The 22,643-nt window shown below is 67.1% G+C and carries 22 protein-coding genes; 13 read left to right on the top strand and 9 right to left on the bottom strand.

What is annotated here, in order from left to right; genetic code table 11:
* Nucleotides 1–16: 16 nt before the first annotated feature.
* From murI to proV, 5 genes are all read right to left on the bottom strand, one after another.
* On the bottom strand, nucleotides 17–826 hold the full coding sequence (gene murI / locus AC1DXX_RS21470) for a glutamate racemase (protein WP_478136235.1): 810 nt from the start codon (nucleotides 824–826) through the stop codon (nucleotides 17–19).
* The gene (locus tag AC1DXX_RS21465) at nucleotides 823–2,376 is read right to left on the bottom strand and encodes a fumarate hydratase (RefSeq protein ID WP_478136234.1); all 1,554 of its coding nucleotides are present in this window, start codon (nucleotides 2,374–2,376) and stop codon (nucleotides 823–825) included. Before AC1DXX_RS21465 ends, murI begins: the two co-directional genes overlap by 4 nt.
* Before the next feature lie 68 nt (nucleotides 2,377–2,444).
* A complete protein-coding gene (proX, locus tag AC1DXX_RS21460) occupies nucleotides 2,445–3,449 on the bottom strand; it encodes a glycine betaine/L-proline ABC transporter substrate-binding protein ProX (RefSeq protein ID WP_478136233.1) in 1,005 nt (334 codons plus the stop codon).
* A 23-nt stretch (nucleotides 3,450–3,472) separates the two neighbouring features.
* Nucleotides 3,473–4,645, bottom strand: a complete 1,173-nt coding sequence (gene proW, locus AC1DXX_RS21455; RefSeq protein ID WP_478136232.1) for a glycine betaine/L-proline ABC transporter permease ProW — start codon at nucleotides 4,643–4,645, stop codon at nucleotides 3,473–3,475.
* A 21-nt stretch (nucleotides 4,646–4,666) separates the two neighbouring features.
* A complete protein-coding gene (gene proV / locus AC1DXX_RS21450; protein WP_478136231.1) occupies nucleotides 4,667–5,920 on the bottom strand; it encodes a glycine betaine/L-proline ABC transporter ATP-binding protein ProV in 1,254 nt (417 codons plus the stop codon).
* Nucleotides 5,921–6,419: 499 nt separating this feature from the next.
* Between proV and fumC the strand changes: the two genes are divergently transcribed.
* Nucleotides 6,420–7,817, top strand: a complete 1,398-nt coding sequence (gene fumC / locus AC1DXX_RS21445; RefSeq protein WP_478136230.1) for a class II fumarate hydratase — start codon at nucleotides 6,420–6,422, stop codon at nucleotides 7,815–7,817.
* 53 nt (nucleotides 7,818–7,870) lie between these two features.
* On the opposite strand, the gene AC1DXX_RS21440 is transcribed toward fumC, so the two are convergent.
* Nucleotides 7,871–8,488: an NAD(P)-dependent oxidoreductase gene (locus AC1DXX_RS21440; protein ID WP_478136229.1), complete on the bottom strand. Its 618-nt coding sequence runs from the start codon at nucleotides 8,486–8,488 to the stop codon at nucleotides 7,871–7,873.
* A gap of 101 nt (nucleotides 8,489–8,589) precedes the next feature.
* On the opposite strand from AC1DXX_RS21440, the gene AC1DXX_RS21435 reads away from it, so the two are divergent.
* Complete coding sequence (locus AC1DXX_RS21435; RefSeq protein WP_478136228.1) at nucleotides 8,590–9,507, top strand: LysR family transcriptional regulator; 918 nt, start codon at nucleotides 8,590–8,592, stop codon at nucleotides 9,505–9,507.
* Nucleotides 9,508–9,526: 19 nt separating this feature from the next.
* Here the strand turns inward: AC1DXX_RS21435 and AC1DXX_RS21430 are convergent, their stop codons facing one another.
* Nucleotides 9,527–10,165: a YqhA family protein gene (locus AC1DXX_RS21430; protein WP_478136227.1), complete on the bottom strand. Its 639-nt coding sequence runs from the start codon at nucleotides 10,163–10,165 to the stop codon at nucleotides 9,527–9,529.
* A 145-nt stretch (nucleotides 10,166–10,310) separates the two neighbouring features.
* On the opposite strand from AC1DXX_RS21430, the gene acs reads away from it, so the two are divergent.
* Together acs and AC1DXX_RS21420 are read left to right on the top strand one after the other, a co-directional pair.
* A complete protein-coding gene (gene acs / locus AC1DXX_RS21425) occupies nucleotides 10,311–12,308 on the top strand; it encodes an acetate--CoA ligase (RefSeq protein WP_478136226.1) in 1,998 nt (665 codons plus the stop codon).
* A 130-nt stretch (nucleotides 12,309–12,438) separates the two neighbouring features.
* Complete coding sequence (locus AC1DXX_RS21420) at nucleotides 12,439–12,939, top strand: LapA family protein (RefSeq protein WP_478136225.1); 501 nt, start codon at nucleotides 12,439–12,441, stop codon at nucleotides 12,937–12,939.
* 9 nt (nucleotides 12,940–12,948) lie between these two features.
* Here the strand turns inward: AC1DXX_RS21420 and AC1DXX_RS21415 are convergent, their stop codons facing one another.
* Nucleotides 12,949–13,257, bottom strand: coding sequence for a c-type cytochrome (locus tag AC1DXX_RS21415; protein WP_478136224.1), 309 nt, complete (start codon nucleotides 13,255–13,257; stop codon nucleotides 12,949–12,951).
* Between the two features lie 110 nt (nucleotides 13,258–13,367).
* Here AC1DXX_RS21415 and AC1DXX_RS21410 point away from each other — a divergent pair, with 110 nt between their 5' ends.
* Both AC1DXX_RS21410 and AC1DXX_RS21405 read left to right on the top strand, forming a co-directional pair.
* Complete coding sequence (locus AC1DXX_RS21410) at nucleotides 13,368–13,622, top strand: TIGR04438 family Trp-rich protein (RefSeq protein ID WP_354353927.1); 255 nt, start codon at nucleotides 13,368–13,370, stop codon at nucleotides 13,620–13,622.
* Nucleotides 13,623–13,672: 50 nt separating this feature from the next.
* A complete protein-coding gene (locus tag AC1DXX_RS21405; protein WP_478136223.1) occupies nucleotides 13,673–14,494 on the top strand; it encodes a DUF3592 domain-containing protein in 822 nt (273 codons plus the stop codon).
* A 10-nt stretch (nucleotides 14,495–14,504) separates the two neighbouring features.
* On the opposite strand, the gene ilvD is transcribed toward AC1DXX_RS21405, so the two are convergent.
* Nucleotides 14,505–16,199 carry a dihydroxy-acid dehydratase gene (ilvD, locus tag AC1DXX_RS21400; RefSeq protein ID WP_478136222.1) on the bottom strand — a complete coding sequence of 565 codons (1,695 nt, stop codon included), beginning with the start codon at nucleotides 16,197–16,199 and terminating at the stop codon, nucleotides 14,505–14,507.
* A 108-nt stretch (nucleotides 16,200–16,307) separates the two neighbouring features.
* Between ilvD and AC1DXX_RS21395 the strand changes: the two genes are divergently transcribed.
* From AC1DXX_RS21395 to AC1DXX_RS21365, 7 genes are all read left to right on the top strand, one after another.
* Nucleotides 16,308–17,300, top strand: coding sequence for a LysR family transcriptional regulator (locus AC1DXX_RS21395; protein ID WP_478136221.1), 993 nt, complete (start codon nucleotides 16,308–16,310; stop codon nucleotides 17,298–17,300).
* Between the two features lie 32 nt (nucleotides 17,301–17,332).
* A complete protein-coding gene (locus AC1DXX_RS21390) occupies nucleotides 17,333–17,602 on the top strand; it encodes a hypothetical protein (RefSeq protein ID WP_478136220.1) in 270 nt (89 codons plus the stop codon).
* Nucleotides 17,603–17,659: 57 nt separating this feature from the next.
* Nucleotides 17,660–18,484, top strand: coding sequence for a prolipoprotein diacylglyceryl transferase (lgt, locus tag AC1DXX_RS21385; protein WP_478136219.1), 825 nt, complete (start codon nucleotides 17,660–17,662; stop codon nucleotides 18,482–18,484).
* A gap of 134 nt (nucleotides 18,485–18,618) precedes the next feature.
* Nucleotides 18,619–19,287, top strand: coding sequence for a GntR family transcriptional regulator (locus tag AC1DXX_RS21380; RefSeq protein ID WP_478136218.1), 669 nt, complete (start codon nucleotides 18,619–18,621; stop codon nucleotides 19,285–19,287).
* Nucleotides 19,288–19,333: 46 nt separating this feature from the next.
* Nucleotides 19,334–20,800, top strand: coding sequence for a malonyl-CoA decarboxylase (locus tag AC1DXX_RS21375; RefSeq protein WP_478136217.1), 1,467 nt, complete (start codon nucleotides 19,334–19,336; stop codon nucleotides 20,798–20,800).
* A 78-nt stretch (nucleotides 20,801–20,878) separates the two neighbouring features.
* Nucleotides 20,879–21,862: a Bug family tripartite tricarboxylate transporter substrate binding protein gene (locus AC1DXX_RS21370; protein ID WP_478136216.1), complete on the top strand. Its 984-nt coding sequence runs from the start codon at nucleotides 20,879–20,881 to the stop codon at nucleotides 21,860–21,862.
* Nucleotides 21,859–22,641 (top strand): enoyl-CoA hydratase/isomerase family protein, encoded by a 783-nt coding sequence (locus tag AC1DXX_RS21365; protein ID WP_478136215.1) that lies wholly within the window; start codon nucleotides 21,859–21,861, stop codon nucleotides 22,639–22,641. Before AC1DXX_RS21370 ends, AC1DXX_RS21365 begins: the two co-directional genes overlap by 4 nt.
* Nucleotides 22,642–22,643 lie beyond the last annotated feature (2 nt).

The following is a 22,643-nucleotide window of genomic DNA, read 5'->3' as shown; positions in this document are numbered from 1 at the left end:
GCGGGTGGTGGTGAAATCAGACGGCAGTTGAAGCAGACGGCGTTGTCGCCTGCTGCGGCCGTTGCAGCCAGTGCGCGGCCGCAGCTTCGAGCACGGCAAGGTTGCCGCTGCCTTGCAGGATCAGTCCTCCCTCGCCACCGTCCGCGAGGCGGCCAAGCGACGCCAGCACGCGCCGGGTCTGCTGCGCGACCGGTGCGCCGGTGTCGATGAAGCGCAGCGCGGGCGGTGCATGGTGCTGCAGTTCGTCCTTCACGAGCGGGTAGTGCGTGCAGCCGAGCACCACGGTATCGACTTCGCCGGGGGCGTTGCCGAAAGGGCCGGCCTCGGCCATGTAGCGTGCGCAGAGTTCCGCGATGGCCGTGGTATCGAAGCCCTCGATCGCTTTCACGAGTCCGTCGCATGGCACGGCGCGAACATTGGCAGACCCAGCGAAAGAGTCGCGCAGGGCCGCATATTTGGCGCTGGCCAGCGTTCCCCGCGTGGCCATCACCGAGATGTGCCCGGTGCGGCTCGCCGCCACGGCCGGCTTGAGCGCCGGCTCCAGCCCCACGATGGGCAGCGTCGGGTGTTCGGTACGCAGCAGGTGGATGGCTGCCGTCGTGGCCGTGTTGCAGGCCACCACCAGCGCCTTGATGCCATGCTCGCCGATCAACTGCTCGACCACCTTGCGCGAGCGGTCGATCACATAGGCATCGCCCCGTTCGCCATATGGCGCGAAGGCGGTGTCGGCGAAATAGACGAAGCGTTCATGCGGCAGCGCGGCGCGCAGCGCGGCCAGCACGCTGAGCCCGCCGACCCCACTGTCGAAGACGCCTACAGGGCTCAAGCTTCTTCCATCATGATGGTCTTGAACTCGCCGCTGGCGATGCGCTTCTGCCACTCGGCCGGACCGGTGATGTGCGCGCTGGTGCCGCCGGCATCGACCGCCACCGTCACGGGCATGTCGACCACGTCGAATTCATAGATCGCTTCCATGCCCAGGTCCGCGAAGCCCACGACCTTGGCGGTCTTGATGGCCTTGCTCACGAGGTAGGCGGCGCCGCCCACGGCCATGAGGTAGGCGCTCTTGTGCTTCTTGATGGCCTCGATGGCGACCGGGCCGCGCTCGGCCTTGCCGATCATCGCGATCAGGCCGGTCTGGGCCAGCATCATTTCGGTGAAGCCGTCCATGCGCGTGGCGGTGGTCGGGCCGGCGGGGCCCACGGCTTCGTCGCCGACCGGATCGACCGGACCGACGTAGTAGATGACGCGGTTGGTGAAGTCCACCGGCAGCTTCTCGCCCTTGGCCAGCATGTCCTGGATGCGCTTGTGCGCGGCGTCGCGGCCGGTGAGCATCTTGCCGTTCAGCAGGATCGTGTCGCCCGGCTTCCAGCTCGCCACTTCGGCGGGTGTGAGCTTGTTCAGGTCGACGCGCTTGCTCTTCTTTTCGTCCGGCGCCCAGTTCACGTCGGGCCACAGGTCGAGCGAGGGCGGATCGAGGTACACCGCGCCGCTGCCGTCCATCACGAAGTGCGCATGCCGCGTGGCCGCGCAGTTGGGGATCATCGCCACGGGCTTGCTCGCCGCGTGCGTGGGGTACATCTTGATCTTGATGTCGAGCACGGTGGCCAGGCCGCCCAGGCCCTGCGCGCCGATGCCGAGCGCGTTGACCTTCTCGTACAGCTCGATGCGCAGCGCCTCGACCTTGCTCAGCTCCGCGCCCGAGGCCTTCTTGGCCTGCAGCTCGTGCATGTCGAGGTCGTCCATCAGGCTTTCCTTGGCCATCAGCGCGGCCTTCTCGGCGGTGCCGCCGATGCCGATGCCCAGCATGCCCGGCGGGCACCAGCCGGCGCCCATGGTGGGCACGGTCTTGAGCACCCAGTCGACCACGCTGTCGCCGGGGTTCAGCATGACCAGCTTGCTCTTGTTCTCGCTGCCGCCGCCCTTGGCCGCCACGGTCACTTCAACGGTATTGCCCGGCACGATCTCGGTGAAGATCACTGCGGGCGTGTTGTCCTTGGTGTTCTTGCGGTCGAACTGCGGGTCGGCCACGACCGAGGCGCGCAGCGTGTTGTCGGGGTGGTTGTAGCCGCGGCGCACGCCTTCGTTGATGGCGTCGTCCAGGCTGCCGGTGAAGCCGCCCCAGCGCACGTCCATGCCCACCTTGAGGAACACGTTGACGATGCCGGTGTCCTGGCAGATCGGGCGGTGGCCCGTGGCGCTCATCTTGCTGTTGGTCAGGATCTGCGCAATGGCGTCCTTGGCGGCGGGGCTCTGCTCGCGCTCGTAGGCGCGGGCCAGGTGGGCGATGTAGTCGGCGGGGTGGTAGTAGCTGATGTACTGCAGTGCGGCGCTGACCGATTCGATCAGGTCGGCCTGCTGGATGGTGGTCGTCATGGTGGGGGGCTTTTTTGGAGTGGGAAACGCCCCCCGATTATCTCAGCCGCCGCCCGCGACCCGCAGTGCTACCTCGCAGCAGCCCGAGCTTCGGCGATCCAGCCGTCGAACAGCTGCTGATGCACCCGGATCCAGCCGTCGGTGTGGCGCGCCACATCCTGCTGGGTGTTGGCGCCCTGGCTCATGCGCAGGTTCTGGGCGTTGATGTCGCCGATGGGCAGCTTCATCACCTCGAACAGCCTGGCTGCGGCCGGATTCTTCTCGACGAAGGCCCTGTTGGCGACGATCTGCTCCTGGTTGGCCTGGAAGCCGTAGTTCTTGCCGTTCGGCAACTGCGTGTCCGCGTTCTCGCCCTGGGAGGAAGAGAAGGGCACCTGCAGCCAGACCACGTCCGCGCCCGGCCGCAGCACGGCGCTGACCCAGTAGGGCGTCCAGGTGTAGTACAGCACCGGCTTGTCCTGCTTGAAGCGGGCGATGGTGTCGGCCATCAGCGCGGCGTAGCTGCCTTGCTTGTGGGTGACGGTGTCGCGCAGCCGGTAGGCCGTCAGGTGGTTCTCGATGGCCAGTTCGCAGCCCCAGCCGGGGTTGCAGCCCGTGAGGTCGGCCTTGCCGTCGCCGTCAGCGTCGAACAGCTTCGCAATGGCCGGGTCCTTCAGCTGCGCGATGTTGGTGATGTTGTATTGCTCGGCCGTCTTGCGGTCGATCAGGTAGCCCTGCACGGCGCCGTCCGAGTACACGCCCTTGCGCCACAGCTTGGCGTCGCCGCCGCTGTTCCTGTAGAAGTCGGCGTGCAGCAGGCTCCAGTGGTTGGCCATGAAGGTGGCGTCGCCGTTGGCGATGGCCAGGTGCTCGGTGGCGGGTTCGAGGTCTTTCATGGGCTCGACCGTGTAGCCGAGCTTTTCGAGCGCGCGGGAGACGAGCAGCGTCTGGAACGCCTCTTCGGCGAGCGAGCTCTTGAGCGGCTGCACGGTGACGCCCTTGCCGGGCAGGTCGTTCGCGGCTTGCGCTGCGATGCCGATGGCAACGAGGCCAAGCGCCACGAGGCCGCGGGCGATGAGACTGGTTTTCTTCATGCGTTGAATTCCTCCGTGGCAGGTCATTGCGCTTGCGTGGACAGTGCGGGAACGGGCTCATTCGCTCCGTGCGACGGCGTACCCACGAGACGCTGCAGCAGGCGCAGCGCAAAACCGGCCGGCCCGGTGTGCCACCAGCGGCGCCCGGCGCTGCGGCGCGACTTGCCCATGGCCTGCGTCAGCCGGTCGAGCGAGATCGCCAGCAGCACGATGCCCAGGCCGCCCACGGTCGCAAGGCCCATGTCGAGCCGGCCGATGCCGCGCAGCACCATCTGGCCCAGGCCGCCCACGGCGATCATCGAGGCGATCACCACCATCGAGAGCGACAGCATCAGCGCCTGGTTGATGCCCGCCATGATCGACGGCATGGCCAGCGGCAGCTGCACCTTCACGAGCATCTGCCAGGGCGAGGCGCCGTAGGCACGCGCGGCCTCGATCAGGTCGGGCCGCACCTGGCGCAGGCCCAGGTTGGTCAGGCGCACCAGCGGGGCCAGCGCGAAGATGATGGTCACGATCACGCCCGGCACGTTGCCGATGCCGAACAGCATCACCACCGGTACCAGGTAGACGAAGGCGGGCGTGGTCTGCATCGCGTCGAGCACGGGGCGCATCAGGCGCTGGGCCCGGTCGCTGCTGGCCAGCAGCACGCCCAGCGGCAGGCCGATCACCATGCAGAACACGAGCGAGGTCAGCACCAGCGACAGCGTCACCATCGCTTCGGGCCAGATGCCCAGCATGGCCACGAGCAGCAGCGCCACCGTGGTGCCGATGGCGAGCGCGCGGCCGGCGAACTGCCAGGCGAACAGGCCGATGAGGGCGATCATGGCCAGCGTCGGCAGGCCCGTCAGCAGGCCCTGTACCCAGTTCAGCGTGCTGTCGATGGGCAGGCGCACGGTCTGGAAGAAGGGGCGGAAATGCTCGACCACCCAGCCGAGGCCCTGGTTGATCCAGGATTCGACGGGGAGAGAGCCGTCCCAGAGGCGGTGCAATTGGAAGCCGCTGGTGGTGGCGTCGGCCGATCCGGCCAACTGGTGGGCGGCGTCGACAGGGGCATCGAGCCATGCGCTGGTCGCGGAGGCGTCGGGCGCGGCGGACAGTGCGGCCCAAGGGTCGACCGGTGCGGGCGCCTGTGGGGCCACGGCGGCGGCCGCGTCGTTCAGGGGCGTGAATTCGGAGGGCAGTGCGGTGTCGTTCATCAATGGTTCCTTCGAAGTCGGTCAGGCAACGGCCACGACGGCTGCGGGTTGCTGGGGCTGATGCGCCGGGTCGATCGGCGGCGTGTCGCGGTCGAGGAACTTCAGCAGCGTCGTCTTGCTGATCGCACCGCAGAAGCGGCCGTCCCCGGCCACCACCGGCACCGCGCAGGGCGCCTGGCCCACCTGGCCGATCAGTCCGGCCACGGGCGCGTCGGCCTCGATCACGCCGAGGTCGTTCAGGTACGCGTGGCGCAGGCCGAGCGGGCCCGAGTGCCCGTCGAGCGCCGCGCGCAGCGTGTCGGCCGACACGGTGCCCAGGTAGCGCTTGGTGGGGCTCGTCACGTAGGCGAAGTCGCGGTCCTGGTCTTCCAGGACCTTGAGCGCCGCGCGCGCACCGCGCTCGGGGTGCTCGCACACCACCGTGAGCGATTTGCGCGCGATGTCCGCGGCCTTGAAGACGGCCGCCGCATCCACCCCGCGCACGAAGCTGCGCACATAGTCGTCGGCGGGGCTGCGCAGGATCTCGTCGGGCGTGCCGACCTGGATCACCTGGCCGTCTTTCATGATTGCGATGCGGTCGCCGATGCGCATGGCCTCGTCGAGGTCGTGCGAGATGAAGACGATGGTGCGGCGCTGCGCCTGCTGCAGCCGCAGCAGTTCCGACTGCATCTCGGTGCGGATGATCGGGTCGAGGGCTGAGAAGGCCTCGTCCATCAGCAGGATCGACGGGTCCGAGGCCAGAGCGCGCGCCAGGCCCACACGCTGCTGCATGCCGCCCGAGAGCTCGTCGGGATAGCTGTCGCCCCAGCCCGCAAGACCCACCTGCGCGAGCGCCAGGTCGGCCTGCGCGAGGCGCTCCTTCTTGCTGGTGCCCGACAGTTCGAGGCCGAAGGCGGTGTTCTCGCGCACCGTCATGTGCGGCATCAACGCGAAGGACTGGAACACCATGCTGATGTCCTTGCGGCGCAGTGCGCGCAGCTTGGCGTCGGAATGTTCGTTGATGTCCGCGCCATCGATCACGATGCGGCCCGCGGTCGGCTCGATCAGCCGGTTCAAGAGGCGCACCAGCGTCGACTTGCCCGACCCCGAAAGGCCCATGATGACGAAGATCTCGCCGGCCTGGATCTCGAAGGTGGCATCGAACACGCCGATCGACTGGCCCGTCTGCGCGAGGATTTCCTTCTTCGAAAAACCTTGCCGCACGAGTTCGAGGGCTTCGTCGGGCGAATCGCCGAACACCTTGAAAACATGGTCGATGAGAATTCCTTTGGCCATATGCCGGGGCTCCTTGTTGAAAGGTTGGACACAGCACCGCCCCCCAAAAGTACGGGGCGGCAACGGTCACGCCATCAGCCGATGGGCCGTCCGAGCAGAGAGCGCGAGAGAACGCGTGCAATGGCCCGGCGAGCCTTGGAGGCTGCCGACAGGCACTGAAGACGACGTGGCGACGAAACCAGTGCCCGCCGAAAGGTGGCGTGGCAGTGGGGCCGGAAAGATCCGGCCGGTTTGCCGGGCAGGGCCCGGCGGGGAGAACCTTGCACCGCGACGGGATTCGGAGATCCGCGAGTAGTGCAGGGCCAACCAACATGACTTGTTGGTCGTCTGAAGCCAATGATTATAACTTTTTGACATGACGCGAGTCAAGCCAACAGGCGTAACGTGGTGTCGGCGGCAGCCCATTGGCCCCGTCAGATGCGAGCTATTCTTGTTGGCCGATACTCGGGCCCGCGCCCGACCAGGCGGCGCGACCATCCAAGACTGCGGAGCTTTTTTCATGACGACTTCCCCCAAGACCCGTGCCGAGCGCGATACCTTCGGACCGATCGACGTGCCGGCCGACAAGCTGTGGGGCGCGCAAACGCAGCGCTCGCTGCAGAACTTCGACATCTCCGGCGAGCAGCAGCCGCGCGAGATCATCAAGGCGCTGGCCCAGGTGAAGCGCGCGTCGGCCGTGGTCAACCATGCGCTGGGCCTGCAGGACGAGAAAAAAACCCAGGCCATCGTGGCCGCGGCCGATGAAGTCATCGCCGGCAAGCACCCGGGCGAGTTCCCGCTCGTGGTCTGGCAGACCGGCTCGGGCACGCAGACCAACATGAACGTCAACGAGGTGCTGGCCAACCGCGCCAGCGAGTTGCTGGGCGGCGAGCGCGGGGAAGGGCGCCTGGTGCACCCGAACGACGACGTGAACCGCAGCCAGTCGAGCAACGACGTGTTTCCGACCGCCATGCACGTGGCGGCCGTCGAGGCCATCACCCACAAGCTGCTGCCTGCCATCGCCAAGCTGCGCGGCACGCTGGAGCAGAAGTCGAAGGACTTCGCCGACATCGTGAAGATCGGCCGCACCCACCTGCAGGACGCCACGCCCCTCACGCTGGGCCAGGAGTTCTCGGGCTACGTGGCGCAGCTGGCGCACGGCGAGGCGCATGTTCGCGCCGCGCTGCCGCACCTGAGCGAACTGGCGCTGGGCGGCACGGCCGTCGGCACCGGTCTCAATGCACCGAAGGGCTATGCGGAGCAGGTCGCAGCCGAACTGGCGAAGCTCACGGGCCTGCCTTTCGTGACCGCGCCCAACAAGTTCGAAGCCATGGCCAGCGTCGATGCGCTGGTGCACGCGCACGGCGCGCTGAAGACTCTGGCGGCCAGCATGAACAAGATCGCCAACGACGTGCGCTGGCTCGCGAGCGGCCCGCGCAGCGGCATCGGCGAACTCAGCATTCCCGAGAACGAACCCGGCTCGTCGATCATGCCGGGCAAGGTCAACCCGACCCAGAGCGAAGCCGTCACGATGCTGGCCGCGCAGGTGTTCGGCAACGACGTGGCGATCAACATCGGCGGTGCCTCGGGCAACTTCGAGCTGAACGTGTTCCGCCCGATGGTGGCGCACAACTTCCTGCAGAGCGTGCGCCTCCTGGCCGACGGCATGGTGAGCTTCAACGACCACTGCGCCGTGGGCATCGAGCCGAACCGCGAGCGCATCACGGAGCTGGTGCAGCGCTCGCTGATGCTGGTGACGGCGCTCAACACGCACATCGGCTACGACAAGTCGGCCTACATCGCGAAGAAGGCGCACAAGGAGGGCACGAGCCTGCGCGAGGCGGCGATTGCTTCGGGGCACCTCACGGCCGAGCAGTTCGACCAGTGGGTGATTCCTGAAAACATGACCGGCCGGTAATCCGGATCGCCCATGAAAAAAGGACCCCAGGGTCCTTTTTTGTTGCCGGCCGATCAGTACCCGATCGTGTAGCGCTGGCGCGAGTGCACGGGCTTTTCCAGCTCGTCGATGAACGCGATCGCGTAGTCCTCGAAGCTGATCCAGCTGCGGCCTTCGGCGCTCACGAGCAGGTCGTCCTTGCCCAGGCGGAACTTGCCGGTGCGTTCGCCTTCGACGAATTCCGCGGAGGGCGAGAGGAAGGTCCAGTCGAGTTCCTTCTCGTTGCGCAGCGCGTCCAGGAACACGCCACCGGCCGTGGCTTCTGCGCGGTACGCGTCGGGGAAGTTCGGCGTCTCGATCACCTTCAGGCCCGGCGCCGCGAACAGGCTGCCGGCGCCGCCGACCACCAGCAGGCGCTTCACGCCCGCGCGCTTGACCGGGTCGATGATGGCCGCAGGCGGCACGGTGGAGAAGTGCGCGGCGCTGAACACGGCGTCATGGCCGGCCAGTGCCTTTTCGAGCGCGGAGCCGTCGAGCACGTCGAGGTCGACGGCCTTCACATTCGCGCGGCCCGACAGCTTTTCGCTGGCCTTGCGCGAGATGGCCGTGACGGTATGGCCGCGGCGGAGGGCCTCTTCGAGAAGGCGGCCGCCGGCGCGTCCGGTGGCGCCGATGATGGCGATGTGGCTCATGAGTGACTCCAGAAAATGAATGGGATGAACCGCATCTTAGGTTTCTGGTTTCGAAAGAAATACCTCGATTTCCGCGCTTCTTTATTTCTAAAATCGGTCGAATGGATCGATTGAACGCAATGCGGGTGTTCGTGAACGTGGTGGATTCGGGCAGCCTTTCGGCCGCGGCCGACAAGCTGGACCTGTCCCGCCCGGTGGTCACGCGCTACGTCGCCGAGCTGGAGCAGTGGACCGGCGCGCGGCTGCTGCACCGGACGACACGGCGCCTGAGCCTGACTGCGGCCGGCGAGGAACTGCTGCCGCGCTGCCGCCAGGTGCTCGAACTCACGGGCGACATGCAGGCCGCGGTGCGGCATCCGGCCGAGGCGCCGCGCGGCCAGCTGCGCATCACCGCCAGCACTTCGTTCGCGCAGGCGCAGCTGGCCGAAGCGGTGGCCGACTACGTGCGGCTCTACCCGGGCGTGGCGGTCGACCTCGTGCTGCTGGACCGGGCGGTGAACCTGGTGGACGAGCGCATCGACCTCGCGATCCGCGTGGCGGTGGAGATCGACCCCAACCTGATCGCGCGCCGGCTCACGGTGTGCCGCTCGGTGGTCTGCGCCTCGCCGGCCTACCTGAAGGAGCACGGCAAGCCGGTGCGCGTGGAGGAGCTGGCCCAGCGCAACTGCCTCACGCATTCCTACTTCGGGCGCAGCCTCTGGAATTTCACGCGCAAGGACGATGGGGAGCCGGTGTCCGTGGCCGTGGGCGGCAACGTATCGACCAACGACGCCGCGAGCCTGATGTACCTCGCCCGCGCGGGTGCGGGCATTGCGATGTTGCCGACCTACCTGACCGCAGGGCTGCTGCAGGCCGGCGAACTGGTGCCGCTCTTTCCCGACTGCGAGCCRCAGGTCGTCGGCATGTACGCGGTGTACGCCTCGCGCAAGCACATGCCGGCCACGTTGCGCACGATGCTCGACTTTCTGGCCGAGCGCTTCACCGATGTGCCTGCGTGGGATGCGCCGCGCGCCGGGTAGGGCGCGCGGGCCTGTTCTGTCAGTGAGGCGTGCCGGCCTGGGCCGCGTTCGCGGTCATCAGCTTGTCGGTGTAGGCGATGGCGATGGCCGACAGCAGGAAGGTGATGTGGATCGCCGTCTGCGCAATCAGCACGCGGTCTGTGTAGTTGTCCGCGTTGATGAAGGTCTTCAGCAGGTGGATCGAGCTGATGCCGATGATCGCAGTGGCCAGCTTGACCTTGAGCACCGAGGCGTTCACATGGCTCAGCCATTCGGGCTGGTCGCGGTGGCCTTCGAGGTCCATGCGGCTCACGAAGGTCTCGTAGCCGCCCACGATCACCATGATCAGCAGGTTGGAGATCATCACCACGTCGATCAGTGCCAGCACCACCAGCATGATCACCGTCTCGTTGAGCGTGCCTACCGGCGCGGCGGTCTTGTAGCCGATGCTGGTGATCAGCGACTGCAGCGCTTCCTTGCTGCCGAACGCGGCTTCGACCAGGTGCAGCAGCTCGACCAGGAAGTGCACCACGTACACCGCCTGTGCCACGATCAGGCCGAGGTACAGGGGCAATTGCAGCCAGCGGCTCGCGAAGATCAGCTTGGGCAGCGGCCGAAGCGGGGAGCCCTTCACTGGCACGAGCGGGTTGCGGTTATCGAAAGGGTCGGTAGCGGACATCGGGAGGGTGGTCGTGAAAGACCGGCGATTCTAGGGGTGTCCCCGTGACGGACCCGTGATAACCCTGCGAACTAACATCGGACCGTCAGTGACCCGTAAGTGGCCCCGTCGACATTACGCCGCATCCACCCTGGAGACATAAAGCATGAGCAGCGCATCCAAGAACATTGAATCCGTGCTGGTCGAGAACCGTGTGTTCCCGCCCGACGCCCGCGCCACCGAAGGCGCCCGAATTTCCGGCATGGCCGCCTACGAGGCCCTGTGCAAGGAAGCCGAGCAGGACTTCGAGGGTTTCTGGACCCGCCTGGCCAAGGGCAACCTGCAGTGGACCAAGCCCTTCACGAAGACGCTCGACGAGTCGAAGGCGCCTTTTTACGAGTGGTTCGGCGACGGCGAACTCAATGCCAGTGCGAATTGCCTCGACAAGCACATCGGCACCCCTGTCGAGAACAAGACGGCCATCGTGTTCGAGGCCGACGACGGCACCGTCACCCACGTCACCTACAAGGAACTGCTCGCCCGCGTGAGCCAGTTCGCCAATGCGCTCAAGGCCGATGGCATCCAGAAGGGCGACCGCGTCATCATCTACATGCCGATGACGATCGAAGGCGTGATCGCCATGCAGGCCTGCGCGCGCATCGGCGCCACCCACAGCGTGGTGTTCGGCGGCTTCTCGGCCAAGGCGCTGCAGGAGCGGATCATCGACGCGGGCGCGGTGGCCGTCATCACCGCCAACTACCAGCTGCGCGGCGGCAAGGAACTGCCGCTCAAGGCCATCGTCGACGACGGCATCGGGCTGGGCGGCTGCGAATCGATCAAGACAGTGTTCGTGTACGAACGCAYGCCCACCGCGTGGAGCCGCGTCGAAGGCCGCGACAAGACTTTCGCCGAAGCGCTGAAAGGGCAGAGCACCGAATGCGCTCCCGTGCCGGTCAATGCCGAGCACCCGCTCTTCATCCTCTACACCTCGGGCTCCACCGGCAAGCCCAAGGGCGTGCAGCACGCCACCGGCGGCTACCTGCTGTGGGCCAAGCTCACGATGGACTGGACCTTCGACATCCGGCCCGAAGACGTGTTCTGGTGCACCGCCGACATCGGCTGGATCACCGGCCACACCTACGTCGCCTATGGCCCGCTGGCGGCTGGCGCCACGCAGGTGGTGTTCGAGGGCATCCCGACCTTCCCGCATGCCGGCCGCTTCTGGCAGATGCTCGAGAAGCACAAGGTGTCGGTGTTCTACACGGCGCCGACCGCCATCCGCTCGCTCATCAAGGCGGCCGAGGGCGACGAGAAAGTGCATCCGAAGAACTGGGATCTGTCGAGCCTGCGCATCCTCGGCTCGGTCGGCGAGCCGATCAATCCCGAGGCGTGGATGTGGTACCACCGCAATATCGGCCAGGAGCGTTGTCCGATTGTCGATACTTTCTGGCAGACCGAAACCGGCGGCCACGTGATCACGCCGCTGCCGGGCGCCACGCCGCTGGTGCCGGGCTCCTGCACCCTGCCGCTGCCGGGCATCATGGCCGCTATCGTCGACGAGACCGGCAAGGACCTGCCCAACGGCGCCGGCGGCATGCTGGTCATCAAGCGGCCCTGGCCCTCGATGATCCGCACCATCTGGAACGACCCCGAGCGCTTCAAGAAGAGCTACTTCCCCGAGGAAATGGGCGGCGCGATCTACCTCGCCGGCGACGGTGCGGTGCGCAGCGCCGACCGCGGCTATTTCCGCATCACGGGCCGCATCGACGACGTGCTGAACGTGTCGGGCCACCGCCTGGGCACGATGGAAATCGAATCGGCGCTGGTGTCCAAGACCGACCTCGTGGCGGAAGCCGCGGTGGTGGGCCGCCCCGACGACGTGACCGGCGAGGCCGTGTGCGCCTTCGTCGTGCTCAAGCGCGCACGCCCGACCGGCGAGGAGGCCAGGCAGATTGCCAACGAGCTGCGCGCCTGGGTCGCCAAGGAAATCGGCCCCATCGCCAAGCCCAAGGACATCCGCTTCGGCGACAACCTGCCCAAGACGCGCAGCGGCAAGATCATGCGGCGCCTGCTGCGCAGCATCGCCAAGGGCGAGGCGATCACGCAGGACACCTCGACGCTCGAAAATCCGGCGATCCTGGAACAGTTGTCAGAACGCCTGTAGGACGTGGCCGTTTATCCGTCCGGCAGTGCCGGACGGACCCTCCGCCTGAGGTAAAACCAACCCGTTGCCGCGCGCCTCGACGCGCGCGGCGTCTGCCGTTGTGTTCGATCTTTTCGAAGGAGGCGCCAAAATGGGCGTGAGATCCGCTTTCCTGTTCGTCATCGTGCTGCTGATCGCAGCACTCGCCGCATTGAACTGGGGGGCGCTGTCGGCGCCCACGCCGGTCTGGCTGGGCTTCATGACCGTCTCGGCACCGCTCGGGCTGATCATGCTGGGCCTCACGGTCGTGCTTGCCGCCTTCTTCCTGGTCTATGTGCTGTACCTGCACAGCTCGGTGCTGCTCGACACCAAGCGCCACACCAAGGAAATGCAGGTCCAGCGCGACCTGGCCGACAAGGCCGAGGCCTCGCGCTTCACCGAGCTGCGCAATTTCCTGGAGGCCCAGGAGAACAAGCACATGGCGCACAACGCCGACCGTCACACGGCCGTGCTGGCGCGCATGGCCCAGCTGGAAACGGCGATCCGGCTGCGTTCGGACCAGACCGACAACACGGTGGCCGCGCACCTCGGCCAGCTCGAGGATCGCATCGAGCGCCGGCCGGTTCCGGCCGACATCAACCCTCAGGGTTGAGCTTGTTGCTCAGCGCGGCGTCGCCAGCACCCAGGCGGCCAGCTTCTTCGCATCGGCTTCGCTGACCTGGTTGTTCGCCGGCATCGGCACCGGGCCCCAGACGCCCGAACCACCCTTGACGATCTTGGCCGCAAGCGTGTCGGCCGCGGCCTTGTCGTCCTTGTACTTTGTGGCGATGTCCTTGAAGGACGGGCCAAGCACCTTGCGGTCGACCGCGTGACAGCTCATGCAGTTCTTCGACGTGGCCAGGGCCAGGTCGGCAAAGGCGGGTGCTGCCAGGCCAAGACCCAGGGCGGCGGCGAACAGAACTCTTTTCATGGGGGGATGTATTTCGTAAGGGCTGGGTTACATTCGATGCAACGCGATTGTAGGTAGCGCCGTGCACCGGCGTCCGGATGCGTTGCCAACAAAACCCGGAGGTATTCGCGATGTTGTTTCTGCTGTTGGGCCTGCTGGGCTTGGGTCTGAAATATTTCGAAGTCGGCATGGTTGCCGGCTGGAGCTGGTGGATCGTGCTGTCGCCGTTCGCACTGGCCGTGGCATGGTGGGCCTGGGCCGATTCGTCGGGCTATACCAAGCGCAAGGTCGTCGAGCGCGAAGACCGGCGCAAGCAGGCGCGCATCGACCGGCAAAAAGCCAACATGGGCCTGCCGACCAGCAACGGGCAGCGACCGCGCCGCTGATCAGCGCATAGCCCAAAAGTCCATCGCTGCATGCCGAACGCAAGCACGCCTTGGACGAAGAAGCCACCCTCCACGCGCTGCTCGTTTTCGGGCTGTCGCTCCTGGTCGGGCCAGCCATCGGCGGGCTCGTCGGGTGGCTCAAGACCTTTTTCTGGGGCATCGGCGTTGGCGCACTGCTGATCGGCTGTGCGGGCCTGTATGGCGCGGCCACGATCGGCTGGCACCGCTACCAGTCGATTGCCGGAACGACCAGCGTGCAGGGCAGCCTGGTCGAGTTCGTCGAAGAACGCAGCAAGGACGGCCGGGGCCGCACTACGACATCGCGCGCACCGATCGTCGAATACACCGCCTCCGATGGCCAGAAGCGCCGCGTCAAGGGGCTCGGTGGCGGACTCTCCGACAAGGAGTGGGGCGACCCGGTGGAGGTGCGCTACAGCGTGGCCGATCCTGCGCAGGCCCTGGTGGCCGACTTCCAGAACATGTGGGGCCCGGTCTGGGGGCTCGGCATCTTCGGTGCGTTCCCGACGATGTTCGGCTTGTTCTTCGCCGGCATGGCGATCGACGAAGGCCGTCATCGCAACGGCCGGCGGATGGTGCGCGAGCCCACGCCGGGGCAGCAGCGCTGGCGCACGCGCGGCACGGTGGTCGCCAACGTGGTTTTCCTGGCCGGCTTTGCGCTCGTGTTCCTCTATCCCGACCCGAGCCCGATGAAGCAGTTCGGCGCGGGCTTCATGAGCATCGGCGCCGGTGCCTTGCTGCATTTCATCGTGCAGAGCCTGCCGCCGGCGTTGGAGTTCCAGGCCCGCAGCATCCTCGCGATCGTCGGCCTCGGGTTTATCGCCTTCGGCTACGGCGCGTGGATGATGGCCTGACCGACAGGCCTCAGAACTTGTCGAGCACCGCCCCCGAGCTCGCGCTGGAGGCGTTGAACGCGAACTTGGCCTGCACGCCGCGCGTGTAGCGCGGGGCCGGGGCCTTCCAGCCTTCGCGGCGCTTGGCGAGTTCGGCTTCGGGCACGTTGAGTTCGAGCACCAGCTTGTGCGCGTCGATGGTGATCGAGTCGCCCTCGTTCACGAACGCGATGGTGCCGCCGGCCGCCGCTTCAGGCGCGACGTGGCCGACCACCATGCCCCAGGTGCCGCCCGAGAAGCGGCCGTCGGTGATCAGGCCCACGCTTTCGCCGAGGCCTGCGCCGATCAGCGCACCGGTCGGTGCCAGCATCTCGGGCATGCCCGGGCCGCCCTTGGGGCCGAGGTAGCGCAGCACCATCACGTCGCCGGCCACGATCTTGCCGGCCAGGATGGCCTGCAGCGCCGACTGCTCGTCATCGAACACGCGCGCCGGACCGGTGATGACCGGGTTCTTCAGGCCGGTGATCTTGGCGACCGCGCCTTCGGGCGACAGGTTGCCCTTCAGGATTGCGAGGTGGCCCTCGCTGTACATGGGCTTGTCGATCGGGCGGATCACGTCCTGGTCGGCACGCGGCACGTCGGGCACGTCCTTCAGCACTTCGGCAATCGTCTGGCCCGAGATGGTGATGCAGTCGCCGTGCAGCAGGCCCGCGTTCAGCAACACCTTCATGACCTGCGGAATGCCGCCGGCCTGGTGCAGGTCGACCGCGAGGTACTTGCCCGAGGGCTTCAGGTCGCACAGCACCGGCACCTTCTTGCGCATGCGTTCGAAGTCGTCGATGGACCACTCGACATCGGCCGCGTGCGCAATCGCCAGGAAGTGCAGCACCGCATTGGTCGAACCGCCCGTGGCCATGATCACGGCCACCGCGTTCTCGATGGCTTTCTTGGTCACGATGTCGCGCGGCTTCAAGTCCTTCTTGATCGCCTCGATCAGCACCTTGGCCGATTCCTTGGCCGAGTTGACCTTCTCGTCGTGCGGGTTCGCCATGGTCGAGGAGTAGGGCAGCGAGATGCCGAGCGCCTCGAAGGCGCTGGACATGGTATTGGCCGTGTACATGCCGCCGCACGAGCCCGTGCCGGGAATGGCGCGCTTCTCGATTTCGTGCAGGTCTTCGTCGCTCAGGTTGCCGGCGGCGTTCTGGCCCACGGCTTCGAACACGCTCACGATGTTCAGGTCCTGGCCCTTGTAGCGGCCCGGCAGGATGGTGCCGCCGTAGACATAGATCGCGGGCACGTTGGCGCGCAGCATGCCCATCAGGCCGCCGGGCATGTTCTTGTCGCATCCGCCGACCACCAGCACACCGTCCATCCACTGGCCGCCCACGCAGGTCTCGATGCAGTCCGAAATGACTTCGCGGCTCACCAGCGAGTACTTCATGCCCTCGGTGCCCATCGCCATGCCGTCCGAGATGGTGGGCGTGCCGAACACCTGGGCGTTGCCGCCGGCTTCCTCGATGCCGGCGATGGCCGCGTCGGCCAGCTTCTGCAGGCCCGAGTTGCAGGGCGTGATGGTGCTGTGGCCGTTGGCCACGCCGACCATCGGCTTCTTGAAGTCGCTTTCCTCGTAGCCCATGGCATAGAACATCGAGCGGTTGGGCGCACGGCTCTTGCCTTCGACGATGTTGGCGCTGCGGCGATTGATCTGGATTGGCTTGGTGTCCATGGTGTCTCTTCTGTCGTGGGGTATGGAAATCGCGGGAAGCACCGAGTATCGGACTTCTGATTGATTGGTTCCAATCCGATTTTTGATACGGATTGATATGCTCCACATATGAAAGAAAGCCTGATCGACCTGCGTGCCTGGCGCCAGTTCGTCGCCGTGGCCGAAGAACTGCACTTCGGCCGCGCCGCCCTGCGGCTGCACATGACGCAGCCGCCGGTGACCCAGGCCATTGCCCAGCTCGAAAAGACGCTGGGCGTGGTGCTGTTCGACCGCACCCGAAGGCGCGTGGCGCTCACGCCCGCCGGCGAGGCGCTGCTGCCCGATGTGCGCGAGTTGCTGGCCCGCGCCCAGGCGCTTCCGGCACGGGCGCGCGCCGCGGCGGCGGGACAGGTGGGGCGGGTGCGCATCGCCTTCGTCTCGACCGTCGGTTTCGAGCAGTTGCCGGCCTGGGTGCGCGAGTTCCGCGTGCTCTGCCCCGAGGTGGCGCTCGAACTGGTCGAGGCCACGGGCGACGTCCAGCTCGAAGCCTTTGCGCGCGGCGAGATCGACGCCGGGCTGATGCTCCATTCGCCGGGCGCCGCGCCGCCGGGGCTCGCGCGGCTTCCGGTGGAAGACGAAGCATTGGTGCTGGCCCTGCCGGCGCAGCACCGACTCGCACGCGCGCAGCCGGTGCCGTTGGCAGAGGTGCTGGCCGAGCCGCTGGTGATCTTTCCGCGCCGCATCGTGCCTTCGCTGCACGACGCCGTCTTCGGCCTCTATCACGCCGCCGGCCGCACGCCGCAGGTCGCACAGGAGGCGATCCAGATGCAGACCATCGTCAATCTCGTCTCGGGCGGCATCGGCGTGGCCTGGGTGCCGCACAGCGTGATGCAGTTCCGGCGCGCGGGCGTGGTCTACCGGCAGGCCGACGAGTTCAAGGGCGTGGGGCGCCGCCGCGTGGCGTTGCCGGCTTGCGAGACCAGCCTGGTGTGGCCTGCGCAGGCGGCGCACCCGGCGCTGGCGCGCTTCGTGGAGTTCGTGCGGGAGCGTACGGCGCGGGCCAGGCAGGGTGCGGGGCTGCACCCGGCGATTCTTGCCGACGGTGGCCGCACAACCCGCTGATCCGGCAAGATCGCGCCTGGAGGAAAACGCAAATGCACACGATCATGGTGATGGGCGGCGGCTTCTTGCTGCTGGTGGTGTTCCTGCTGGCCAGCCGCTTCGTCGGCGACGGCTCTTCGCTGGCGCTGGCCACGGCCGCCAAGTGGTTCATCCCGGCCTGGTTCATCGGCGCCGGCATCAACATGGCGGTGGGCGTGCTCAAGGCGGGGTACTCGGTGGCCGAGGAACTGCCGATCTTCCTGCTGATCTTCGCGGTGCCGGCCATCGTGGCGGGGCTCCTGTGGTGGAAGTTCGGGCGCTGACGTTGCCCTGAATATCCCCGTGCCGGCCGCGACATTCCGGCCGGGCACAATCCGCGGATGCTCATGTATCCGCAGATCAATCCCATCGCCTTGCAGCTCGGGCCCGTTGCCATTCACTGGTACGGCCTGACCTACCTGGCGGCCTTCGCGCTGTTCTACTTTCTCGGCACGCGCCGACTGCACCATGAGCCGTATCGCTCGCTGGTCGGTCAGGGCGCCTGGCAGCGCAAGGACATCGAGGACATCCTTTTTCTCGGCGTGATGGGCGTGATCGTCGGGGGGCGGCTGGGCTATTGCCTCTTCTACAAGCCGGAGTTCTACCTCACGCACCCGCTCGAGATTCTGTACGTATGGCAGGGCGGCATGAGCTTTCATGGCGGCATGCTGGGCGTGATCGGCGCGATGGTCTGGTTCGCGCGTTCGCGTGCGCGGCCGTTCTGGCAGGTGATGGATTTCGTCGCGCCCTGCGTGCCGACCGGCCTGGCTGCGGGCCGCGTGGGCAACTTCATCAACGGCGAACTCTGGGGCCGCTTCAGCAGCCCCGACCTGCCCTGGGGCATGGTGTTCCCGCAAAGCGGCTCGATGCTGCCGCGCCATCCTTCGCAGGTCTACCAATTCCTGCTCGAAGGCCTGCTGCTGTTCGTGATCATGTGGCTCTATGCGCGCAAGGAACGCAAGCAGGGCCAGGTGGCAGCCGTCTTCCTGATCGGCTACGGCGCGCTGCGCTTCTTTGCCGAGTACTTCCGCGAGCCCGACGACTTCCTCGGCCTGCGCGCCCTGAGCCTGAGCCAGGGGCAGTGGCTCAGCGTGCCGATGGTGATCGTCGGCATCGCGCTGTGGTTCTGGTTCGGCCGCGCAAAGACGGCCACCGCACGCGCCTGAGCCGGAAGTTCTCAGGGTAATTCCGGGTCGCGCATGTCATGCGCGGCCTTGTGCTGTTTCGTTCGGGCGCTCACAATTATTCGTAATTACAGGAAATTACGCCCAGCCACCCGCGTCCACCGCTCCAAATCCGTATGCGCCTGGTCCCCAACTCCCTGCATGACGAAGTCGCCGCCACCTTGCGCGAGCAGATCTTCGAGGGCGCGCTGGCGCCGGGCAGTTTCCTGGACGAAGCGGCCTTGTGCGAAAGGCTCTCGATCTCCCGCACGCCGCTGCGCGAGGCGCTCAAGGTGCTCACCGCCGAAGGCCTGCTGCGGCACGAGCCGCGGCGCGGCTGCTTCGTCAACGAGGTCACGGAGCGCGATCTCGACGACATCTTCCCGGTGATCGCGCTGCTCGAAGGCCGCTGCGCCTACGAGGCGGCCCGCAACGCCAGCGATGCCGAGCTGCAGGAGCTCGACGCGCTGCACGAGCGCCTGGTGCGGCACGCCAGGGCGCGGCGCATCAACGACTATTACGCCACCAACCACGTCATCCACGAGGCGATCATCAAGCTCGCCGACAACAAGTGGCTGGCACAGGTGATCGGCGACCTGCGCAAGATCCTCAAGCTCGCCCGGCTCCAGCAGCTGCATGCGCCGGGCCGGCTCGACCAGAGCCTGTCGGAGCACCTGGCCGTGTTCGCGGCGCTCAAGGCGCGCGACAGCGAAGGCGCCGATGCCGCCATGCGCACGCACATGACAAGACAGCGCGAGGCGCTGCGCGAGGTCATGCGGCAGCAGAAATCCAGGGTGATGCCGTGACGATCCGCCGCAGTGCGCCCGAACCCATCCACATTGGAGTCCATCGATGAGTGCCACCGAATGGTTCCAGGCGCGATTGCGCTCTGGTGAAAAGTCCAAGGTGCCCGTGGCGCCCGAAGGCGCCGCGAAGAATGCGCTGAAGAACGCGTTCAAGCCCAGCGGGCGCTCGACCGCCGAGCGCCTGCAGGTCACGCTGCGCAAGGCCGACGAGGCCCTGTCGCCGCGCGCATTGCGCCGCGTGCTCGCCGATCTGCAGGCGGTGATCGATCCGCGCGTGAGCGAGGTCGAGGGCGGCCGCCGGGCCCATGCCATCGCACAGGCCTATGCAGTGGCCACGCCCGAGGAGCGCCGCGACTACTGGGCCTTGATGAGCGAGCATTTCGCCGCCGACGCGCAGAAGCTCAAGACCGCGCGCGACCAGCACCAGACCGCGGTCGGCACGCCCGACGAAGGACAGGCCGAGCTGCGCCTGCGGCGCGCGCTCGTGTCGCCGCGCATGCGCCTGCTGCAGCGCTTTGCCGTCGAACCCGAGGGCATGCGCTTCCTGGTCGACCTGCGCGCCGACCTGCTGCCGTGCCTGAAGGCCGACAAGCGCCTGCTCGCGCTTGATGCCGAACTCGAACACCTGTTCTCCACCTGGTTCGACGTCGCTTTCCTCGAGCTGCGCCGCATCGATTGGGATTCGCCGGCCTCGCTGATCGAGAAGCTCATCCGCTACGAAGCGGTGCACGACATCAAGAGCTGGTCCGACGTGAAGAACCGGCTCGACGACAGCGACCGCCGCTGCTACGGCTTCTTCCATCCGCGGCTGCCCAACGAACCGCTGATCTTTGTCGAGGTGGCGCTGGTCGACCGCATCAGCGACGGCATCATGCCGCTGCTCGACGAAGCCGCCGTGCCGGTGCTGCCCGCCAAGGCCACCACCGCGATCTTCTATTCGATCAGCAACACCCAGACCGGCCTGCGCGGCGTGAGCTTCGGCGACTCGCTCATCAAGCGCGTGGTCGAGACGCTGCAGGACGAGCTGCCGCGGCTGAAGACCTTTGCCACGCTCTCGCCGATTCCCGGTTTCCGCACCTGGCTCGCCAGGAATGCGGCCGACCTGGTGCCGCGGCTCGACGAGAAGCGCGAGGCTGAACTCGGCCGCCTCGTCGGCTCCGTGCCGCCCACGGCCGACCGCCTGCTCGCCGCTGCGGAGGCGGCCGCCACGCTCGACGCCAGGTCGCCGCTGCGCCAATGGCTGCTGCAGGCCGCCGCCGAATACCTGGGCCATGCGCTGGTCGACGGCACGCCGGCCGACCCCGTGGCGCGCTTCCACCTCGGCAACGGTGCGCGCGTGGAACGCCTGAACTGGGCCGGCGACCCGTCGCCCAAGGGACAGAAGCAGTCCTACGGGCTCATGGTCAATTACCTCTACGACCTCAAGCGCCTCGACAAGCATCGCGCCTGGCTGGCCGACGGCAAGGTCGCGGTATCGGGAGACATCGAAAGCCTGTTCTTCAAAAAAGGCTGAGTCCGAAAAACCGGGCGCAGAAAAAGCGCCCACCGCCGCATCGGGCGGCAAAATCCACAACGACTGGAGAAGAGACAAATGAACCCAAGTTTTCAACGCCGTGACGTCTTGCGCGTGGCCGCCGCCGGTGCGGCCGTCCTTTGCGGCGCCGCGCGTGCCCAGAACTGGCCGACCAAGCCGGTGACCATGATCGTGCCGTTCCCGGCCGGTGGCGGCACCGACGCCTTCGCACGGCCGCTCTCGGGCCAGTTCAGCAAGATCGCGGGCCAGACGCTGGTGATCGACAACCGCGGCGGCGCCGGCGGCACGCTGGGCGCGAGCATCGCGGCCAAGGCGCCGGCCGACGGCTACACGCTCTTCATGGGCGCGGTGCACCACGCGATCGCGCCCTCGGTATATCCCAAGCTCGACTACGACATCGAGAAAGACTTCATCCCGCTGATGCTGCTGGCCAACGTGCCGCAGGTGGTGGTGATCAACCCGAAGCGCGTCCAGGCCAGCACCATCCAGGAGTTCATTGCGCTGGTCAAGCGCAACCCGGGCAAGTTCAACTACGGCTCGGCCGGTTCGGGCACCTCGCACCACCTCGCGGGCGAGCTGTTCAAGCTGCAGACCGGCACCTTCATCACCCACATCCCGTACCGCGGCGCGGGCCCGGCGCTGTCGGACCTGATCTCGGGCAACGTCGACCTCATGTTCGACGGCCTCGGTTCCTCGGCCCAGCACATCAAGAGCGGCCGCATCAAGGCGCTGATGGTCGCGGGCAGCAAGCGCAACCCGGCCTTCCCCGACGTGCCATGCGCCGCCGAGGTGGGCCTGCCCGACTACACCGTGACCACCTGGTACGGCCTCTGGGCGCCCAAGGGCACGCCGGCCGATGCACAGGCGCGCGCGGTCGACGACATGAAGAAGGCGCTCGCCACCGACGAGCTCAAGGCCATCTGGGCCCAGAACGGCTCCGAAATCCCGACCCTCACCATGGCGGCCTACGGCGGCTTCGTCAGCTCGGAAATCAAGCGCTGGGCGGCGGTGGTGAAGGCATCGGGCGCCAAGCTCGAATGACCGCCTCCGGCACCGTTTCGCTGCGCCGCGAAGGCGCGACGGCCGTCGTCACGCTGTCGAATGCGGGCCGCCTCAATGCGATGACACGCGCGATGTGGCGCGAGCTGCGCGCCGTGTTCGAAGGCATCGCCGGCACCGATGACGCAGGCTTGCGCTGCATCGTGGTCCGCGGGGAGGACGGGGCGTTCTGCGCGGGTGGCGACATTTCCGAGTACCCCTCCTTCCGCTTCGAGGAACCGAGCCTGCGCGAATTCCACGAGAACGAGGTGTGGGCCGCGCTGCAGGCCCTGCTCGATTGCCCGTCGCCGCTGGTCGCGCAGATCGAGGGCGCCTGCATGGGCGCCGGCATCGAGATCGCGAGCTGCTGCGACATCCGGCTCGCCGGCGCCTCCGCCCGGTTCGGCGCGCCCATTGCCAGGCTCGGCTTTCCCATGGCGCCGCGCGAAGCGGCGCTGGTGCATGGCGCCATCGGCGACGTGCTCGCGCGCGACATGCTGCTGGCTGCCGGTGTGCATGGCGCACAGCGCCTGTACGACGCGGGCTTTCTGCTGCAGGTGCTGCCCGACAACGAGGTGGCAGCCGCCGTGCAGGCGCATGCCGACCGCATCGCCGCGCTGGCGCCGCAGGCCGCGCGCCTGCACAAGCGCACCTTCGCCATGCTGAAGGCCGGCGCGCATTCGACGCAGAGCCTGCTGGCCACGGCCTACGACTACGCCGATTCCGCCGAGCACCGCGAAGGCATCGCGGCCTTCCTTGCCAAGCGCACACCGAATTTCTGAAG

This window comes from Variovorax sp. P4_B10 (genome assembly GCF_056402375.1).
This window is presented reverse-complemented; position numbering and strand designations above follow the sequence as displayed.

Excerpts from the sequence above, each read along its gene's own strand:
- proX (WP_478136233.1), bottom strand. The coding sequence starts at position 3,449 with ATGAAGAAAACCAGTCTCATCGCCCGCGGCCTCGTGGCGCTTGGCCTC.
- AC1DXX_RS21465 (WP_478136234.1), bottom strand. The coding sequence starts at position 2,376 with ATGACGACCACCATCCAGCAGGCCGACCTGATCGAATCGGTCAGCGCC.
- lgt (WP_478136219.1), top strand. The coding sequence starts at position 17,660 with ATGCTCATGTATCCGCAGATCAATCCCATCGCCTTGCAGCTCGGGCCC.
- AC1DXX_RS21365 (WP_478136215.1), top strand. The coding sequence starts at position 21,859 with ATGACCGCCTCCGGCACCGTTTCGCTGCGCCGCGAAGGCGCGACGGCC.
- proV (WP_478136231.1), bottom strand. The coding sequence starts at position 5,920 with ATGGCCAAAGGAATTCTCATCGACCATGTTTTCAAGGTGTTCGGCGAT.
- fumC (WP_478136230.1), top strand. The coding sequence starts at position 6,420 with ATGACGACTTCCCCCAAGACCCGTGCCGAGCGCGATACCTTCGGACCG.
- AC1DXX_RS21370 (WP_478136216.1), top strand. The coding sequence starts at position 20,879 with ATGAACCCAAGTTTTCAACGCCGTGACGTCTTGCGCGTGGCCGCCGCC.
- AC1DXX_RS21440 (WP_478136229.1), bottom strand. The coding sequence starts at position 8,488 with ATGAGCCACATCGCCATCATCGGCGCCACCGGACGCGCCGGCGGCCGC.
- AC1DXX_RS21410 (WP_354353927.1), top strand. The coding sequence starts at position 13,368 with ATGTTGTTTCTGCTGTTGGGCCTGCTGGGCTTGGGTCTGAAATATTTC.
- ilvD (WP_478136222.1), bottom strand. The coding sequence starts at position 16,199 with ATGGACACCAAGCCAATCCAGATCAATCGCCGCAGCGCCAACATCGTC.
- AC1DXX_RS21375 (WP_478136217.1), top strand. The coding sequence starts at position 19,334 with ATGAGTGCCACCGAATGGTTCCAGGCGCGATTGCGCTCTGGTGAAAAG.
- AC1DXX_RS21420 (WP_478136225.1), top strand. The coding sequence starts at position 12,439 with ATGGGCGTGAGATCCGCTTTCCTGTTCGTCATCGTGCTGCTGATCGCA.
- AC1DXX_RS21395 (WP_478136221.1), top strand. The coding sequence starts at position 16,308 with ATGAAAGAAAGCCTGATCGACCTGCGTGCCTGGCGCCAGTTCGTCGCC.
- AC1DXX_RS21430 (WP_478136227.1), bottom strand. The coding sequence starts at position 10,165 with ATGTCCGCTACCGACCCTTTCGATAACCGCAACCCGCTCGTGCCAGTG.
- AC1DXX_RS21415 (WP_478136224.1), bottom strand. The coding sequence starts at position 13,257 with ATGAAAAGAGTTCTGTTCGCCGCCGCCCTGGGTCTTGGCCTGGCAGCA.
- AC1DXX_RS21380 (WP_478136218.1), top strand. The coding sequence starts at position 18,619 with ATGCGCCTGGTCCCCAACTCCCTGCATGACGAAGTCGCCGCCACCTTG.
- proW (WP_478136232.1), bottom strand. The coding sequence starts at position 4,645 with ATGAACGACACCGCACTGCCCTCCGAATTCACGCCCCTGAACGACGCG.
- AC1DXX_RS21390 (WP_478136220.1), top strand. The coding sequence starts at position 17,333 with ATGCACACGATCATGGTGATGGGCGGCGGCTTCTTGCTGCTGGTGGTG.